Genomic DNA, 19,342 nt, shown 5'->3' on the forward strand with positions numbered 1-19,342 from the left:
ATATTTACTATTAATGGAGGTATAACATCATGGATCGCATTAAATGGGAAGAATACTTTATGGCTCAAAGTCATTTATTGGCGTTACGTTCCACTTGTCAACGATTATCTGTTGGCGCAACAATTGTTAAAGATAATAGAATCATCGCAGGTGGGTACAATGGCTCAGTTTCAGGAGAAGTTCATTGTATAGATGAGGATTGTTTATTAGAGGATGGCCATTGTATACGTACAATTCATGCTGAAATGAATGCATTACTACAATGTGCCAAACAAGGGGTGTCAACAGAGGGAGCAACGATATATGTCACACATTTTCCTTGCTTAAATTGTACGAAATCCATTATCCAAGCTGGTATTCAAACAATTTATTACGCTGAAGACTATCACAACCATTCATATGCGTTAAAGCTTTTACACCAATCAGGTATCGATTATAAAAAAATACCATTTAATCAAGAACATGTAGCACAATACCTTACCAATAAATAATCACTGATTTACTATGCAATTGCTTATTTAGTCGGTCTACTATGGCTACATGTTAAATTATTATCGATATTTTTATGTGGTATCTTAATTTTTTTAGTGATACGCAAAAGGTTAAAGTGGTTTCAAATTTTATTTGTTTTAATCATACCATTCATTAGTTATATGATGTTTCAGAGTAATTTCGTAAGTGAGAATAAAGCACGTGCAGTGTACTTAAATCAAAATATTGAAGTAGATGCACAATTTGTGACAAAACCTATTCTGAAACATCAAAAGCTACATGGTAAAGCTAAAATAAATAATAAAAAATATAACTATTACTTTTTTGTTAATAAAAACATTAACAGTTATAAATACATACAGCTCTATCAAAAGACATGTCATATGAAAGCAATATTTAAACCATTAAATCAGTCCCCATATAGCCCCGTTTCACTTTTTATTAATACAATTGACTTCGAAAGTTGTAAACTAAATAATTCGAGATATCACGCTATCTTAGATAAGCATAAACAATATATTTTCGAACGTTTAAGTCACACCAATATCAAGTATCCGGAGAAAGTTATTGCATTAATTAGTGGAGATACCTCGAAAATTGATAATAATGAATTAGATAAATTCAAAGAAATTGGTATCTATCATTTATTAGCAGTAAGTGGCACACATATTGCAGCAATTATAGGTATTTTAATATACGTATTAAATATTTTTAAGTGTCCGTTAGCCTACATCAAAATGGTATTGTTTATCTTTTTACCGATATATGCTCTTTATACTGATTTAGCTCCTAGTGCTGTGAGATCAATTTTAGCAGCCTTAATAATCATTTTAATTCCTAAAACTATTATAAAGAATTCAATGAACATTCTCGCACTTTTATTTATAATATTAACAATTATATATCCTGCTTATGCCTATAATATAGGCTTCCAATTTTCTTTTTTAATTACATTCTTCATACTTTTTTCATTACCCTTAATAGCTCAATCCTCACCGATAAAATCGCTTCTAATTATTACTATAATAGCTCAGTTAGGTTCATTTATGATTAGTGCTATTAATTTTAACCAGATTCAATGGCTTGGTTTTTTAGCGAATCTTATTTTTGTTCCTTTTTACACCATTATACTATTTCCGTTAGTAATTTTATTTTTTATTATAAGCCATTTTCCATTTGAAATAACGCCTTTAACTTATTTACTTAATTTAATTTTAAAGCTACATGATTTTATTTTGGAAATGTTTATTTATTTAAGTTCATACAGATGGTATGTACCAGAGTTAAATGGCTTACATATCACTTTAGGATTTGCGCTCTTATTTGCGTGTTTAATATTATTTGCACATAAATTTTATAGTTTATTTATTTGTTCATTTGTTTTATTGTATATAGTCGTTACCGTATTGCCATTATCTAATGATTATAAATTGACAATGCTTGATGTTGGTCAGGGAGATGCCATTTTATTTGAGACAAATAGGCAAGAGAGTTTATTGATTGATACGGGGGGCAAGTTATTACAAGAAGGAGAGTCAAGCCAACATAATATATCAAAATTTCATATACTACCGACTTTGAAAAAACAGGGTATTAAGAAAATAGATTATTTAATTGTTACTCATCCACATATAGATCATATGGGAGAACTTAATTTTTTGATTGAAAAATATCCTATAAAAAATATAATAATTAATAAAAGTAGTTACCAATTGAAAGAACTGAAATCATTAGTTAATATATGCAAAAGTTTTAACATAAAGCTATTAGACTTTAAATCAATACAAAGTTTTTCACTTAACAAAGCGAAAATTAAATTATTAGATGCCACAATTACAACATCAAATGATTTAAATGAACAATCAATTATTACATTAATTGAATATGATAAATTCAAGATTTTACTTATGGGAGATGCTTCAAAAAATAACGAGCAGTTATTGTTAAATAAGTATCACATTGAAAATATTGATATCTTAAAAGTAGGACACCATGGTAGTAAAACGAGTTCTAGTGCATCTTTTATAAATACACTTCACCCGAAAATAAGTTTAATTTCTGTTGGTCAAAATAATAGATATAAATTACCCAATGAAGAAATAGTGGAACGCTTAAAAAATACTAATTCTCAAGTTTTACAAACAAATGAAAACGGAGAAATTTCTATTACATTAAATTCGAATTTTGGGCTTAGTACTAATCTAAATCAATGATTTTATGTAGAGAGATAAAGCACTGCATGATATAATGATTAAATGTGTAATAGTGATGAAAGGGTGCTACATATGAGCAATAATATAATTACAATATACGGAGAAGTGCCTGAATTAATTGAAAAAAAATCTACAGAAGTAATAGAGAAATATTTAGATACTCCAAAAGATGATTTCAATTTTGTTAAATACAACCTATATGAAAGCGATTTAGCTCCAATTATAGAAGAAGCTTTAACGATGCCATTTTTCTCAGATAAAAAAGCAGTATTAGTACAAAATGCATATGTATTCACTGGTGAAAAAGCGCCTAAAGATGTAAATCATAATATAGAGCAACTCATGGAATTTATAGAAAAATATGATGGCGAGAGTATGATTGTATTCGAAGTTTATCATTCTAAACTTGATGAGCGAAAAAAATTAGTAAAGACTCTGAAGAAGCATGCTCAATTGAAAAAAATTGAACAAATGTCTGAAGATGAAATTAAAAATTGGGTTAAAAATGAATTACATGGAAATTATAAAGATATAAAACAAGATGCTTTAGATTTATTTATAGAATTAACAGGTATTAATTTCAATATAGTAAAGCAAGAAATTGAAAAATTGATTCTTTTTCTAGGAGATAGACCAACGATAAACAAACAAGATGTCCAACAAATTGTAAACAGGAGTCTTGAACAGAATGTGTTTTTACTGACAGAATACATCCAAAAAAATAATAAGGCTAAAGCAATACGATTAGTAAAAGATTTGATTGCAATGAAGGAAGAACCTATTAAATTATTAGCACTTATTACGAGTAATTATCGTTTATTTTATCAAAGTAAAATATTGAGTCAAAAGGGTTATAGTGGACAACAAATTGCAAAAACAATAAGTGTACATCCTTATAGAGTGAAACTAGCATTGAATCAGGCAAGACATTATCAATTGGAAAGTTTATTGAATATTATTGATAATTGTGCGGAGACAGACTATAAATTAAAATCTTCTTATATGGATAAACATTTAATATTGGAATTATTTATTCTATCACTTTAATTATAAATGTTTGCGCTAATATTATTTAAAAGTTAATACAAGTTTGAAAACCCATAATAATACAAAAAAAGCCTGAAACCACAGTGGCTCAGACTTCTTTGTTATTCGTATATTCATTTGTTTACGCAAATAAAAAAAGTTCAAGCCTTGGCTTGAACTTTTTTATTATTTAGCAGCTGTCATAAGTGAAGATTTGATACGATCAGCTTTGTTTGAGTGGATTAAGTTGCGTTGAGCAGCTTTATCTACTTTTTTCAAAGCGAAGTTTACTAAGTCAGCTTTGTTGTCAGCATTTGATTCAATTGCTGTGTGTGCTCTTTTAACTGCTGTACGCATTTCATTTTTTTGTGAAATGTTACGCTCTTCAGCAGTACGGTTTGTATTAACACGTTTAATTGCAGATTTGATGTTTGGCATGTGTGTCACCTCCTAATAATGATTTCGCTATCAAAATGAATTTGATTACAACAAGAAATATTTTATCAAAACGAGCGCCTTTCTGCAATCATTTATTTATCGCAGGCGCATAGAATCGATGAAAATGGTACAATACTATTTGGAAAAGAAGAACATTCACTCTATAATGCAAAGTAGAATACAATATCAAGTATATCAATTATTTACGGAAAATAGTAAAAAATCGTAGTAAGTTTGCAATTACCTACTAAAAACGTTATTATATCAAAGAATGTCATACATATTTACGGGCTAGAATTATGAAAGTGAGAAGGATAATACATGGATAAACAAGACCGTTTCAATAAACGCGAAAATATTAGGAACTTTTCAATTATCGCACATATAGACCATGGTAAATCTACGTTAGCTGATAGGATTTTAGAAAACACGAAATCAGTTGAATCGAGAGATATGCACGCACAATTGCTAGATTCCATGGATTTAGAACAAGAACGTGGTATAACAATTAAATTAAATGCTGTTCGCTTAAAGTATGAAGCTAAAGATGGTGAAATATACACATTCCACCTTATTGACACACCTGGACACGTAGATTTTACATACGAAGTGTCTAGATCATTAGCCGCTTGTGAAGGAGCAATCTTAGTAGTTGATGCAGCGCAAGGGATTGAGGCACAAACTTTAGCTAACGTTTACTTAGCTCTAGATAACGAATTGGAGCTACTGCCTGTAATTAACAAGATAGATTTACCTGCAGCAGAGCCAGAACGTGTGAAGCAGGAATTAGAAGATGTCATCGGTATCGATAAAGAGGATGTTGTGCTAGCAAGTGCAAAATCTAATATTGGTATAGAAGATATACTCGAAAAAATTGTTGAAGTTGTTCCTCCGCCGCAAGGCGACCCTGAAGCACCGTTGAAAGCACTTATCTTTGATTCTGAGTATGATCCTTATAGAGGCGTTATTTCATCTATAAGAGTTGTGGAAGGTACGGTTAAACCTGGAGACCGCATTAAAATGATGGCTACAGGTAAGGATTTCGAAGTTACTGAAGTTGGTATTAATACGCCAAAACAATTAGCTGTAGAAGAACTTACTGTCGGTGATGTAGGATACATTATAGCTAGTATAAAAAATGTTGACGACTCACGTGTTGGTGATACAATCACGCATGTAAGACGTCCTGCTGAACAAGCACTACAAGGTTATAAAAAAATGAACCCGATGGTATTCTGTGGTTTATTCCCTATAGATAACAAAGACTACAACGACTTGCGTGATGCATTAGAAAAATTACAATTAAATGATGCCTCATTAGAATTCGAACCTGAATCATCACAAGCATTAGGCTTTGGTTATCGTACCGGTTTCTTAGGTATGCTTCATATGGAAATTATTCAAGAACGTATCGAACGTGAATTCGGTATTGCACTTATTGCAACAGCACCGTCAGTAATCTATCAATGTATTATGAAAACAGGTGAAGAAGTTACTGTTGATAATCCAGCCAATATGCCTGAAAGAGATAAAATTGATACGATCTACGAACCATTTGTTAGAGCTACTATGATGGTACCTAATGATTATGTTGGTGCTGTAATGGAATTATGTCAGCGTAAACGTGGACAATTTGTAAATATGGAGTACATGGATGATATTCGTGTAAATATTATTTATGAAATTCCATTATCAGAAGTGGTTTTTGATTTCTTCGATCAACTTAAATCGAATACAAAAGGTTATGCTTCTTTTGATTATGAATTTATTGATAATAAAGAAAGTGACTTAGTAAAAATGGACATATTGCTAAATGGCGAAAAAGTAGATGCTTTAAGCTTTATAGTACATAAAGAATTCGCATATGATCGTGGTAAAATGTTAGTTGAAAAATTAAAAACACTTATTCCAAGACAACAATTTGAGGTTCCTGTTCAAGCAGCAGTTGGCCAAAAGATTGTTGCGCGTACAAATATTAAATCGATGGGTAAAAATGTATTGTCTAAATGTTACGGCGGAGATATTAGCCGTAAGAAAAAATTATTAGAAAAACAAAAAGCCGGAAAAGCTAAAATGAAATCTGTAGGTAACGTTGAGATTCCTCAAGATGCATTCCTAGCAGTTCTTAAGATGGATGAAGATTAATATAAATTAAACATTGGGGCCTTAAATCCATTCGATTTATGCCCCAGTTTTTTGTTGTGTGCTCACATCTTCAAAAAATGAAAGTAGGTGAACGCAATATGGAAGTGAAAAGTGCTTATATCCATATTCCTTTTTGCGTGAGGATTTGTACGTATTGTGATTTCAACAAGTACTTTATACAAAACCAACCAGTTGATACGTATTTAGATTGTTTAATCACTGAAATGCAACAAAGTGAAATAAGAAAATTAGAAACAGTTTTTGTTGGCGGCGGTACGCCCACAGCACTTGATTATCAACAACTCGAAAAATTATTAGTAGCTATTACAGATACTTTTGAAATAAAAGGCGAATTTAGCTTTGAAGCAAATCCCGATGAATTAACAATTGAAAAAGTTCAATTACTTAAAAATTACGGTGTCAATAGGTTGTCTATGGGTGTTCAAACATTTAAACCAGAATTATTAGACATACTTGGTAGAACACACAAAACAGAAGATATTTATCAATCTGTTGCTAATGCTCGTCAAGTTGGCATTCCATCTATTAGTTTAGATTTAATGTATCATTTGCCAAACCAGACTCTAGAAGATTTTCAAGATAGTCTAGAAAAGGCTTTGTCGATGGATATTGATCATATATCCAGTTATGGTTTGATATTAGAACCCAAAACAAAATTTTATAATATGTATAGAAAAGGACAATTGAAAGTTCCTAATGAAGATATTGGTGAAGAAATGTACGAATATCTATTAGAAAGAATGGAACAATCAGAGATGCATCAATATGAAATATCCAATTTCGGTAAAGTTGGACATGAATCCGAACACAATAAAGTGTATTGGAAAAATGAAGGCTATTATGGCTTTGGTGCTGGTGCAAGTGGTTATGTAAATGGAGAGCGTTATAATAATGTAAATCCAGTAAACCATTACATTAAAAAAGTACAAAACAATGAACGACCCGTATTAGATTCAACATTTCCTACTGAAACAGAACAAATGGAAGAAGAAATGTTTTTAGGATTACGGATGAATATAGGTGTGGATAAAGACAAATTTTCACAGAAATTTGGAAAAACCTTAGAAGAAGTCTATGGTCAAACTATAGAAGACTTAATTCAACGTGAACTTTTAATTGATCAAAATGGACATATCACGATGACTGAACGTGGAAAAGTGATTGGGAATATTGTCTTTGAAGCATTTTTATTAAATGTATAAATAAATTTAAAATTGAATGCTTTAACATTGACTTACTTTGACCAATTTGATAAATTATAATTAGCACTTGGAACAAAAGAGTGCTAATGAGGTGAAAACATGATTAGCGATAGACAATTGAGCATACTTAATGCAATTGTTGAAGATTATGTTGATTTAGGTCATCCAATTGGTTCAAAAACACTGATTGAACGACACAAATTGAATTTTAGTCCTGCAACTATTCGAAACGAGATGAAGCATCTCGAAGATCTTGAATTGATTGAGAAGACACATACTTCATCAGGGCGATCACCATCACAGTCAGGCATCAGATATTATGTGAATCAATTATTGCAACAAACATCTCATCAACAGCAAACAAAAATTCAACGTTTGAGTGATTTACTAGTTGATAATCATTATGACATTTCCTCAGCATTGAGCGAATTTGCAAATGAACTTTCAATTGCATCTCAATATACAACGTTGGTAATGCGTCCAAATCACAAAAAAGATATAATTAATAACATTCATTTGATTCGAGCAAATGCCTATTTGGTTATAATGGTAGTCGTGTTCACATCCGGTCATGTAGAACATCTGCATTTAGCATCCGAAGTTCCGTTATCTAATGACGAACTGACAAAAATTTCGAATTTTGTTACTGCTAAATATGATGAATGGAATCATCATCGTTTTGAAAATGAGTTAGATGCTTTTGTTAATTCTGAATTAGAGAAGCATTTTATCAAAGATATGCTAAGTACAATCGAGATTCATTTTGATAATCAAAGTAATGGCATTTTTATGGGCGGAAAGGTTAAACTAATTGATGCGTTGAATGAAACGAACGTGTCATCGATTCAACCTATTTTGCAATATATAGAATCGAATAAAATCACGCAATTACTTGATGATATGTCCAATTCGACAATTAACGTCAAAATTGGACATGAAATAGAATCAAGTTTGAGTGGTATTTCTATCGTCACAAGTCAGTATCACATTGACGATAGATTAAAAGGCCAAATTGCGGTTATCGGACCAACAGCAATGAATTATCAGAACGTAATACGATTACTAAATACGATTTGGTAATTAAGTATTGTATTGGAGGGCGGAAAATGACAGAAAAAAATGAATCAGTATTTGATCAAGAAGCAAATGAAGATGTAACTGATAACGAGCAAAATACATCTTCTGTTAATACTGATGAAACTACAGAAGCATCACAAGATAATCTGCAGGAGGATGATTCACAAGAAACTACAGAAAATGTAGATCCTAAAGATGAAGAAATTCAACAATTAAAACAAGATGTTCAAGAAAATGAAGAAAAGTATTTAAGATTATACGCAGAGTTTGAAAATTATAAGCGTAGAATCCAAAAAGAAAATCAAACAATGAAAGCATATAAAGCGCAAGATGTACTTAATGATATTCTACCAACAATAGATAACATTGAGCGTGCGTTACAAATTGAAGGCGAAAATGAACAATTCCAATCACTTAAAAAAGGTGTGGAAATGATTCATGAAAGTTTAATTAATGCATTAAAAGAAAATGGTTTAGAATTAATTGAAACAGAAGGTCATCAATTTGACCCGAACATTCATCAAGCTGTAGTTCAAGATGACAATCCTGATTTTGAATCAGGCGAAATCACTCAAGAGCTACAAAAAGGTTATAAACTAAAAGAACGTGTATTAAGACCTTCAATGGTTAAAGTAAATCAATAGGTTTTAGTATTGATGAAAACACCAATTTATATAAACAAACAGGAGGAAATTATTTATGAGTAAAGTAATAGGTATTGACTTAGGTACAACAAATTCATGTGTTTCAATTTTAGAAGGCGATGAGCCAAAAGTAATCCAAAACCCTGAAGGTGCAAGAACTACACCATCAGTAGTTGCATTTAAAAATGATGAAACTCAAGTAGGTGAAGTTGCTAAACGTCAAGCAATCACAAACCCTAATACAATTCAATCAATTAAACGTCATATGGGTACGAATTACAAAGTTGATGTTGAAGGTAAATCATACACACCTCAAGAAATCTCAGCAATGGTATTACAAAACCTTAAAGGTACAGCTGAAGATTACCTTGGTGAAAAAGTAGAAAAAGCAGTTATTACTGTTCCTGCATATTTCAACGACAGTGAACGTCAAGCAACTAAAGATGCTGGTAAAATCGCTGGTTTAGAAGTAGAACGTATTATTAACGAACCAACTGCAGCAGCTTTAGCATATGGTTTAGACAAAACAGAAAAAGAAGAAAAAGTATTAGTTTTTGACTTAGGTGGCGGTACTTTTGACGTTTCAATCCTTGAATTAGGTGACGGCGTATTCGAAGTACTTTCTACTGCAGGTGACAACAAACTAGGCGGAGATGACTTTGATGAAGTAATCATTAACTATTTAGTTTCTGAATTCAAAAAAGAAAACGGCGTAGATTTATCAAAAGATAAAATGGCTTTACAACGTCTTAAAGACGCTGCTGAAAAAGCTAAAAAAGATTTATCTGGCGTTTCTCAAACTCAAATTTCACTACCATTTATTTCAGCTGGAGAAAATGGCCCATTACACTTAGAAATTAATTTAACTCGTGCTAAATTTGAAGAATTAGCTGACGATTTAATCAGAAGAACAATGGTACCAACTCGCCAAGCAATGAGCGATGCAGGCTTATCAAGTTCAGAAATTGATGAAGTTATCTTAGTTGGTGGTTCAACAAGAATCCCAGCAGTTCAAGAAGCTGTTAAAAAAGAAGTAGGTAAAGAACCTAATAAAGGCGTTAACCCTGATGAAGTTGTTGCTATGGGTGCAGCGATTCAAGGTGGCGTAATCACTGGTGATGTTAAAGACGTAGTATTATTAGACGTTACACCATTATCATTAGGTATTGAAATCATGGGCGGACGTATGAATACACTTATCGAAAGAAATACGACAATCCCAACATCTAAATCACAAGTCTACTCAACAGCAGCAGACAACCAACCAGCAGTTGATATTCACGTGTTACAAGGTGAACGTCCAATGGCATCAGACAATAAAACACTTGGTAGATTCCAATTAACTGACATTCCAGCAGCTCCACGTGGCGTACCTCAAATCGAAGTTACTTTCGACATCGATAAAAATGGTATTGTAAACGTTACTGCTAAGGACTTGGGAACAAATAAAGAGCAAAATATCACAATCCAATCTAGCTCTTCACTATCAGATGATGAAATCGATCGTATGGTTAAAGACGCTGAAGAAAATGCTGACGCTGACCAAAAACGTCGCGAAGAAAGTGATACAAGAAACGAAGCAGACAGCTTAGTATTCCAAGTTGAAAAAACGATCACTGATTTAGGTGAAAACATCAGCGAAGAAGATAAACAAAATGCTGAAGATAAGAAAGAAGCATTAAAATCAGCACTTGAAGGCGAAGATATTGAAGATATCAAAGCTAAAAAAGAAGAGTTAGAAAAAGTAGTTCAAGACTTATCAACAAAAGTATATGAACAAGCTGCTCAAGCTCAACAACAAGCACAAGGTGAAGAAGCAAATGCTTCTCAAGATAGTGATGTTGAAGATGCTGATTTCAAAGAAGTAAAAGATGAGGACAACCAAGACAACCAAAAATAAGTATAGTCATTGACTAATTAATTGTTATTAATAGAAAAATATGACACAATTGCTTAGCCAAATTAAGTCAAAGTCAATTGAACATTGGCTTTGACTTTTTCCTTTTTTAAAAATGATTTAATAAAACAGTAAAAGGAGAGATATTAGTGGCCAAAAAAGATTATTATGAAGTCTTAGGTGTCAGCAAAGGCGCTTCTAAAGATGAAATTAAAAAGGCTTATCGTAAATTATCAAAGAAGTATCACCCGGATATTAATCAAGAAGAAGGTTCTGATGAGAAGTTTAAAGAAATCTCTGAAGCCTATGAAACATTAAGCGATGAAAATAAACGCGCAAATTATGACCAATTTGGACATGATGGTCCTCAAGGTGGCTTTGGCGGCCAAGGATTCGGTGGCCAAGACTTTAGTGGATTTGGTGGCGGTGGTTTCGAAGATATATTCAGTTCATTCTTTGGTGGCGGCCGTCAACAACGTGATCCTAACGCCCCAAGAAAAGGCGATGACTTACAATATACAATGACAGTTACGTTTGATGAAGCTGTTTTCGGTAGTGAAAAAGAAATTTCAATCCGTAAAGATGTGTCTTGTCACACTTGTGATGGTGCAGGCGCTAAGCCAGGTACTAAAAAGAAAACTTGCGAATACTGTAGTGGTGCTGGACATGTGTCTGTAGAACAAAATACAATACTTGGCAGAGTTAGAACTGAAAAAGTTTGTCCAGTATGTAGTGGTTCTGGACAAGAGTTTGAAGAACCATGTCCAACATGTAAGGGCAAAGGTACTGAGAACAAAAATGTTAAAATCAGTGTCACAATACCTGAAGGTGTAGATAATGAACAACAAATTAGATTAGCAGGTGAAGGTGCTCCTGGAGAAAATGGCGGACCTCAAGGTGATTTGTATATTGTATTTAGAGTTAAACCTTCAGAAAAATTTGAAAGAGATGGCGATGATATTTATTATTCACTTGATATCAGTATCGCTCAAGCATCACTAGGTGACGAGGTTAAAGTGCCGACGCTTAACAGCAGCGTGATGTTAACAATTCCAGCAGGTACGCAAACTGGAAAACAATTCCGTCTAAAAGAAAAAGGAATTAAGAATGTTCATGGCTACGGCTATGGCGACTTATTTATCAATATAAATGTCGTAACACCAAGTAAAATGAGTGATCGACAAAAAGAATTATTAAGAGAATTTGCCGAAATTGATGGCGAAGAAATTTCTGAACAAGCATCAAATTTTAGAGACAAAGCTAAAAGATTCTTTAAAGGAGATTAGAATATGAATTGGACCGAGATATCAATCATTGCTAATCATGAAGTAACGCCTATAATTACTAATATATTGGAAAATTTTGGTTCAAATGGTGTTGTTATAGAGGACTCTCATGACTTAAATCACGACTTTGAGGATAAATATGGCGAGCTATATGCGCTTAATGCTAATGATTACCCTAAACAAGGGGTCAGGCTAAAAGCGTATTTCAATGAACTGAAATATACTGAAACGTTTAGAAAAGCGCTTTTAAATGAAATTTCGCAAGTTGAATCTCTAGATAACTCTATTTTTAACTACGAAGAACAAATGCTTCAAGAACAAGATTGGGAAAATGAATGGAAAAATTATTTTCATCCATTTCGTGCATCAAAACAATTTACGATAGTCCCTAGTTGGGAAACATATCAAAAAGAAGATGATAGTGAGTTGTGCATAGAATTGGATCCAGGTATGGCATTCGGTACAGGCGATCATCCTACAACGAGCATGTGTTTAAAAGCAATTGAAACTTATGTGAAGCCGAATGATTCAGTTATAGATGTTGGTACAGGTTCAGGAATATTAAGTATTGCTGCACATCTTTTAGGTGTTAAACGTATTAAAGCATTAGACGTTGATGAAATGGCAGTGAAAGTTGCTAAAGAAAATTTCATGAAAAATAATTGTGCTAAGGCAATTGAAGCTGTTCCTGGTAATTTACTAACAGAAGAAACTGAAAAATTTGATGTTGTTGTCGCCAATATTTTAGCTCATATTATTGAAGAAATGATCGAAGATGCTTATAACGTTTTAAATAAAGATGGTTATTTTATAACTTCTGGTATTATAGAAGAAAAACATGAATCTATTATAAATCATATGAAGCGTAGTGGTTTTGAAATTGTTTCTATTAATCACGATAACAGTTGGGTTTGTATCGTTGGACAGAAAGTGAGCGAATAACGATGCAAAGATACTTTATTGACCAAAACGCTGATGTAAATCAGCGTTTTTTCATTACTGATAAAGGTGACATACACCATATATCCAATGTGATGCGTCATCAGACTGGCGATAAAATAATTATTACATTTGTGGATCAGAACGTATATAAGTGTCAGATTATCGATATAGCTACTGAAGGTATTGAACTTTCGTTAGTAGAAAAAATTGATATTGATACTGAATTACCTCAACATATTACGATTTGTAGTGGTTTAATTAAAGCTGATAAATATGAATGGATGCTCCAAAAATCGACAGAATTAGGTGCTAATCATTTCATAGCTGCTGGTATGAAACGTTCAGTGGTTAAATTAAATGATAGTAAGATTGTTAAAAAATTAGAGCGCTGGCAAAAGATTATTAAAGAAGCAGCTGAGCAAAGCTACCGTTTAGCTATACCGTCCATAACTTATGAACCAAGTTTAAAAGTAGTTTATAATCATATCGATGAATACGATTATGTACTCATCGCTTATGAAGATGCTGCTAAAACAGGTGAAACGCACAATTTTAAGTCTGTAGTTCGTGAAATGAAATCTGGTGCTCGTGTGTTAGTTATATTTGGGCCAGAAGGTGGCTTATCAGAAGAAGAAGTAGCATTATTCGATGGTAAGGCGTATCAAATTGGTCTAGGTCCTAGAATTTTAAGAGCAGAAACTGCACCACTTTACGTATTAAGTGCTGTAAGTTTTGAAAAAGATTTATTAGATTAATGTTAAAATAATCATGTGTTAAGTAATACAATGTATACATTTTAGTACAAATTTTTGCTTTAAATTAAAAAATTGTAAATTTTACTAATTGACCGCTTTAATCAGATATATTATACTGATTAATACATGGTCATAACCATGAAATGATAATAAAGTTTCGTTGATATTTGGAGGGAGGGAAATACACATGTCTAAAACAACAGTTAAGAGTAATGAATCACTTGAAGATGCGTTACGTCGTTTCAAACGTACAGTTTCTAAAAGCGGTACAATTCAAGAAGTTCGTAAGCGTGAATATTACGAAAAACCTAGTGTTAAACGTAAGAAAAAATCAGAAGCTGCGCGTAAACGTAAATAGTATTTACTAACGGTAGCTTGCACGTAAACGAATATTCTAATAATTAATTGTGTCGTTGACTCCCTCAACACCAACATTAATTATAAATAGTAATAGTCTTAGTTGTTCAACAACTAAGACTATTATTTTTTTATATATTCAGGTTCATGATTTGAAAAAATTAATATAATTAACATTTATGCTATAAACGCTATAATCATACATTCATTTCATGTATAATCAAGTTGAGAGCGAGGTGATAGAGTGATTCCTTCGAGTAGTATACATACAATATTTTCAGTCAACTTTGTTGAACAAGGAAATTGGATTGATAATGTTGCAAGCGTTATCGTCAGTCCGTTTGGAGCTTTAATTTTAACTTGTATTATCTTCCTAGGATTTTTATATCAATTATACTCTAATAAGATAAATATTGTGGGTATCGTTGCCACATTAGCCTTATTGATACTCTTTTTAGGGTTTTTTGTAAAAGGCGATGTCAACTTGTATTCAATCATCTTATTTGGAATCGGTGTCATATTGGTAATAATAGAACTTTTTGTTGTTGGTGCGATTATCGGAATTATCGGTATGGGGCTAATAATTTTTAGTATTATTACTTTAGGTGACAATTTAATTTATATGATTGCTAGTGTAGTTGTAGCATTGATATTATCAATCATAGAGTGGGTGGTACTAGTGAAAATTTTCAAACGTAAGATACCGTTTTTAGATAAAGTAGTTTTGAAGGATTCTACAAATGCAGAGGCAGGCTACACTTCACATGAAGATCGCTCTCATTTAGTTGGGCTTACTGCTACTACATTAACAGATTTAAGACCAGCAGGAATCATTACACTCAACAATGAACGTATCGACGCAGTTTCTGATGGATCATTTATTTTGCGAAATAAAGCAGTAACCATTTTAGAAGTAGAAGGTACGAGAGTTGTTGTTAGAGAAAACGAATCATAAAGGAGAGAAAGTATGATCGGATTAGTTGTTATCGTCGTCATAGTAGTAATAGCTTTATTATTACTATTTTCATTTGTTCCAGTCGGATTATGGATTTCAGCAATAGCTGCAGGCGTTAAAGTAGGTATTGGAACATTAGTTGGTATGAGACTTCGTAGAGTTTCACCACGAAAAGTTATTTCACCATTAATTAAGGCACACAAAGCTGGTTTGAATTTAACAACAAACCAACTTGAATCACATTACTTAGCAGGAGGAAACGTTGACCGTGTTGTTGATGCTAACATTGCAGCACAAAGAGCCGACATCAACTTACCATTTGAACGTGGAGCAGCTATTGATTTAGCTGGCCGTGATGTATTAGAGGCTGTTCAAATGTCAGTTAACCCAAAAGTAATAGAAACACCATTTATCGCAGGTGTAGCGATGAACGGTATCGAAGTAAAAGCTAAAGCGCGTATTACTGTTCGTGCTAACATCGCTCGTTTAGTAGGTGGTGCTGGTGAAGAAACAATTATTGCACGTGTCGGTGAAGGTATCGTATCAACAATTGGTTCTAGTGAGCACCATACACAAGTTTTAGAAAACCCAGACAATATTTCTAAAACAGTACTTAGTAAAGGTTTAGATTCTGGTACAGCATTTGAAATCTTATCAATCGATATTGCTGACGTTGATATCAGCAAAAACATTGGTGCAGACTTACAAACTGAACAAGCACTTGCTGACAAAAACATTGCACAAGCTAAAGCAGAAGAACGTAGAGCAATGGCTGTAGCTCAAGAGCAAGAAATGAAAGCTAAAGTTCAAGAAATGCGTTCTAAAGTTGTTGAAGCAGAAGCAGAAGTACCACTTGCTATGGCAGAAGCGTTACGTTCTGGCAACTTAGGCGTTAAGGATTATTATAACCTTAAAAATGTTGAAGCTGATACTGGCATGAGAAACTCAATCAACGAACGTACGAACCCAAAAGATGATGAATCACCGGAAAATTAATTAGGGGTGATTAAATGAATATAGCTATTATTATCTTTGTAATATCTGTGATTGTTACAATAGTCAGCGCTATTAGCGATAATAGCCATAAAGATAGAAAAAACCAAAAACCACCAATAAATAATCAACCTAATCGAAATGATCAGCCACCTAAAAGAGGCGGTTTCCTTGATGAAATTGGTAAAGCATTCAAAGAAATCGAACAACAAATGAATGAAGGACCAACGAGGAAAGATATTGAACAACAACCGCAAAAGCGTGCAGAACCTGCAAGACCAGTTGAAACTAGAGCTGAAAAAATGGAAACGCCAAATCCTCAACAAACGACTCGAACAATGCGTACAGACAACGAGACTGAAGCAGAAAAGTTAAAACGTTCGCAAGAGCAAAAAGAGGATAAACTGCAAAAAGAACTTGAAGCAGATTTAATGGGCGAATTACAAGATGTGCGTACAGAAATTGATCGTGAAAACGAGAAAAAACTGAAGAGAACTGAAAGAAGAGCACGTGCTATTATTTCAGATAAATATTTATCTGAGAGAACAAAACGTTTCCGTTTAAAACAGTTAATGGATGCACAGGCAATTCAGAGTCCAGTTACTAATGAAAAATATAGGTTTGCAGAAGATGAAGTTGTAAATGGTATTATTTGGTCGGAAATATTAGAAAAACCCAAAAGATTATAGCGCAGTATAGTCTATAAATTAAACGCCTTATGGAGTCGATATATAATGACTTTGTAAGGCGTTTTTGTGTATTTGCAATAATTTCAATGAAAAAATAACCATAATAAATTAAACTAATAGCTCACGACTAATAAGAATGTAAACATCATGTAAAATTTGATAAATGAGCCTCTATTTAATACTCTTTGAAATAATATATAGTTAATTCGTGATATAATGATGGTGTAATCATCATTATATGATTGAATTGTTAAATGCTTAAAATAATTTAATGAACGATAATAATTTTTGTAAGTTAAAATCTAATAGGATAAAATAAGATGAAACGAATATATTTGTAAAGGAGCACCTATATGCCTGGAATTATTCAAATAGATGACATCAATGAAGCTCAAGCGCTCATTGGTAATAACGATGAACACCTTAAATTAATTGAGGAAGGGTTTGATGTCATTGTACATGCTCGAGGTCAAGAAATCTCTGTAAAAGGAGAGCAAGTAGAGCATGTTAAAAAAGCAGAATCAGTACTCATTAACCTTTTGAAAGTCATTCAACAAGGTATTTCAATCTCTTCAAAAGATGTTGAAGCAGCAGTGAAAATGGCAAATAATGGTACGATTCAATACTTATTAGATTTATATGAAGAAGAAATAACTAAAGATGCATACGGAAAGACCATCCGTGCAAAAACCATGGGTCAACGTATGTATGTAAATGCTATGTATCATAATGATTTAGTGTTTGGTGTAGGACCAGCTGGTACAGGAAAAACCTTCTTAGCGGTTGTGTACGCTGCGAAACAGTTAAGAAAAGGAAATGTTAAACGAATTGTGCTAACAAGACCTGCAGTGGAAGCAGGAGAGTCACTAGGCTTCTTGCCAGGAGATCTAAAGGAAAAGGTTGATCCATACTTAAGACCTCTGTATGACGGTTTAAATACTGTTTTAGGAAGAGAACAAACGGCGCGCTTTATAGAAAGAGGCATCATAGAAATTGCGCCCCTAGCTTATATGCGCGGTAGAACATTAGATGATGCTTTTGTTATTTTAGATGAGGCACAAAATACAACACAAGCACAAATGAAAATGTTCTTAACTCGACTAGGTTTTGATTCGAAAATGGTAGTTACTGGAGACCAAACTCAAGTAGACTTACCTAAAGGAGTTAAAAGTGGTCTAAAAGAAGCAGTTAAAAAATTAAAAGAAGTTAAAGGCTTAAGCGTACATTATCTTGATCAAAGTGATGTTGTACGTCACCCATTAGTAAGTAAAATTATTGACCGTTACGAAGGAGAAGAGTAAATGTTTACAATAGACTTTAGTGATCACACTGAAATAGTTAAAAGTGAATGGTTAACTCAGATTGATAAACTCCTCACTTTTGCAAAAGAGCAAGAACAAATTGATAGCGATGCCGAGTTATCTGTAACTTTTGTAGATAAAACCGAAATTCAAGAAATTAATAAAATGTATCGTGATAAAGATAAAGTAACAGATGTTATCTCATTTGCTTTAGAAGAAGATGAACCAGAAATTATTGGACTTGATATGCCAAGAGTATTAGGCGACATTATTATTTGTACTGACGTAGCTCAGGAACAAGCCGATTCTTACGGTCATTCTTTTGAAAGAGAATTAGGCTTTCTTGCACTCCATGGTTTCTTACATCTATTAGGTTATGATCATATAGATGAAGAGGACGAAAAAGAAATGTTTGGGCGACAAGATCAAATTCTAAATGCTTATGGTTTAACAAGAGATTAGAGGTAGACATGAAACGTTTTAAATACGCTTTTCAAGGTATGTTAGTACTATTAAATAAAGACAGCAAATTTTTAATGCATCTTTTATTAGGGCTTGCCACTGTTATTTGTGGTATTGCTTTTGGTATTAGTCAATTAGAATGGCTTTTTATTATTATAGCGATAGGTGTTGTACTTGCTTTCGAAGCTATCAATACAGCAGTAGAATATGTGGTTGATTTAGTTACAGGTGATTATCATATATTAGCAAAAAAGGCTAAAGATATCGCTGCTTTTAGTGTTGTGTTAGCTTCTATTACTGCACTTGCTATTGGTCTCGTTGTTTTTTTACCATATGTGTTCTAAATTGTAGTGCAATTTTATAGAATTTGTTTATACTTAAAGAACAGAGTAATTAAACATTAAATCGATAATTAAGTGGATTTTTTTAATAACCCTTAATATTGAA

The 19,342-nt window shown here is 32.7% G+C and carries 19 protein-coding genes; 18 read left to right on the forward strand and 1 reads right to left on the reverse strand.

Going from position 1 to position 19,342, the window contains the following annotated elements; translation table 11 throughout:
* Positions 1-29: 29 nt before the first annotated feature.
* From AAA453_RS07925 to holA, 3 genes are all read left to right on the forward strand, one after another.
* Positions 30-491, forward strand: coding sequence for a ComE operon protein 2 (locus tag AAA453_RS07925; RefSeq protein WP_285323272.1), 462 nt, complete (start codon positions 30-32; stop codon positions 489-491).
* A 246-nt stretch (positions 492-737) separates the two neighbouring features.
* Positions 738-2,705 (forward strand): DNA internalization-related competence protein ComEC/Rec2, encoded by a 1,968-nt coding sequence (locus tag AAA453_RS07930; RefSeq protein WP_427704335.1) that lies wholly within the window; start codon positions 738-740, stop codon positions 2,703-2,705.
* Positions 2,706-2,777: 72 nt separating this feature from the next.
* A complete protein-coding gene (holA, locus tag AAA453_RS07935; RefSeq protein WP_285323269.1) occupies positions 2,778-3,752 on the forward strand; it encodes a DNA polymerase III subunit delta in 975 nt (324 codons plus the stop codon).
* Between the two features lie 165 nt (positions 3,753-3,917).
* Here holA and rpsT read toward each other — a convergent pair whose 3' ends face one another.
* The gene (gene rpsT / locus AAA453_RS07940; RefSeq protein WP_002507464.1) at positions 3,918-4,169 is read right to left on the reverse strand and encodes a 30S ribosomal protein S20; all 252 of its coding nucleotides are present in this window, start codon (positions 4,167-4,169) and stop codon (positions 3,918-3,920) included.
* Between the two features lie 321 nt (positions 4,170-4,490).
* Between rpsT and lepA the strand changes: the two genes are divergently transcribed.
* From lepA to AAA453_RS08015, 15 genes are all read left to right on the forward strand, one after another.
* Entirely contained in the window at positions 4,491-6,314 is a 1,824-nt protein-coding gene (lepA, locus tag AAA453_RS07945; RefSeq protein WP_427704336.1) for a translation elongation factor 4, read from the forward strand.
* A gap of 98 nt (positions 6,315-6,412) precedes the next feature.
* Complete coding sequence (hemW, locus tag AAA453_RS07950; RefSeq protein ID WP_427704338.1) at positions 6,413-7,537, forward strand: radical SAM family heme chaperone HemW; 1,125 nt, start codon at positions 6,413-6,415, stop codon at positions 7,535-7,537.
* 99 nt (positions 7,538-7,636) lie between these two features.
* Positions 7,637-8,617, forward strand: coding sequence for a heat-inducible transcriptional repressor HrcA (gene hrcA, locus AAA453_RS07955; RefSeq protein WP_046465460.1), 981 nt, complete (start codon positions 7,637-7,639; stop codon positions 8,615-8,617).
* 26 nt (positions 8,618-8,643) lie between these two features.
* Positions 8,644-9,258 carry a nucleotide exchange factor GrpE gene (gene grpE, locus AAA453_RS07960; RefSeq protein WP_046465459.1) on the forward strand — a complete coding sequence of 205 codons (615 nt, stop codon included), beginning with the start codon at positions 8,644-8,646 and terminating at the stop codon, positions 9,256-9,258.
* A gap of 55 nt (positions 9,259-9,313) precedes the next feature.
* Entirely contained in the window at positions 9,314-11,158 is a 1,845-nt protein-coding gene (gene dnaK / locus AAA453_RS07965; RefSeq protein ID WP_427704340.1) for a molecular chaperone DnaK, read from the forward strand.
* A 146-nt stretch (positions 11,159-11,304) separates the two neighbouring features.
* The gene (dnaJ, locus tag AAA453_RS07970; RefSeq protein ID WP_046465457.1) at positions 11,305-12,441 is read left to right on the forward strand and encodes a molecular chaperone DnaJ; all 1,137 of its coding nucleotides are present in this window, start codon (positions 11,305-11,307) and stop codon (positions 12,439-12,441) included.
* Between the two features lie 3 nt (positions 12,442-12,444).
* Positions 12,445-13,383 carry a 50S ribosomal protein L11 methyltransferase gene (gene prmA, locus AAA453_RS07975; RefSeq protein WP_427704342.1) on the forward strand — a complete coding sequence of 313 codons (939 nt, stop codon included), beginning with the start codon at positions 12,445-12,447 and terminating at the stop codon, positions 13,381-13,383.
* A 2-nt stretch (positions 13,384-13,385) separates the two neighbouring features.
* The gene (locus AAA453_RS07980; RefSeq protein WP_427704343.1) at positions 13,386-14,138 is read left to right on the forward strand and encodes a 16S rRNA (uracil(1498)-N(3))-methyltransferase; all 753 of its coding nucleotides are present in this window, start codon (positions 13,386-13,388) and stop codon (positions 14,136-14,138) included.
* 187 nt (positions 14,139-14,325) lie between these two features.
* Entirely contained in the window at positions 14,326-14,496 is a 171-nt protein-coding gene (gene rpsU, locus AAA453_RS07985; RefSeq protein ID WP_002507473.1) for a 30S ribosomal protein S21, read from the forward strand.
* A 243-nt stretch (positions 14,497-14,739) separates the two neighbouring features.
* The gene (locus AAA453_RS07990; protein WP_285323259.1) at positions 14,740-15,450 is read left to right on the forward strand and encodes an NfeD family protein; all 711 of its coding nucleotides are present in this window, start codon (positions 14,740-14,742) and stop codon (positions 15,448-15,450) included.
* A 12-nt stretch (positions 15,451-15,462) separates the two neighbouring features.
* Positions 15,463-16,446: a flotillin-like protein FloA gene (gene floA / locus AAA453_RS07995; RefSeq protein ID WP_046465453.1), complete on the forward strand. Its 984-nt coding sequence runs from the start codon at positions 15,463-15,465 to the stop codon at positions 16,444-16,446.
* Positions 16,447-16,460: 14 nt separating this feature from the next.
* Positions 16,461-17,132 (forward strand): hypothetical protein, encoded by a 672-nt coding sequence (locus AAA453_RS08000; protein ID WP_427704345.1) that lies wholly within the window; start codon positions 16,461-16,463, stop codon positions 17,130-17,132.
* Positions 17,133-17,485: 353 nt separating this feature from the next.
* On the forward strand, positions 17,486-18,433 hold the full coding sequence (locus AAA453_RS08005; protein WP_046465451.1) for a PhoH family protein: 948 nt from the start codon (positions 17,486-17,488) through the stop codon (positions 18,431-18,433).
* On the forward strand, positions 18,434-18,895 hold the full coding sequence (gene ybeY / locus AAA453_RS08010) for an rRNA maturation RNase YbeY (RefSeq protein ID WP_046465450.1): 462 nt from the start codon (positions 18,434-18,436) through the stop codon (positions 18,893-18,895).
* Between the two features lie 8 nt (positions 18,896-18,903).
* Positions 18,904-19,239 carry a diacylglycerol kinase family protein gene (locus AAA453_RS08015; RefSeq protein WP_069815488.1) on the forward strand — a complete coding sequence of 112 codons (336 nt, stop codon included), beginning with the start codon at positions 18,904-18,906 and terminating at the stop codon, positions 19,237-19,239.
* Positions 19,240-19,342: the final 103 nt, after the last annotated feature.

Source organism: Staphylococcus parequorum (assembly GCF_039237145.1).
Lineage (GTDB): Bacteria > Bacillota > Bacilli > Staphylococcales > Staphylococcaceae > Staphylococcus > Staphylococcus equorum_A.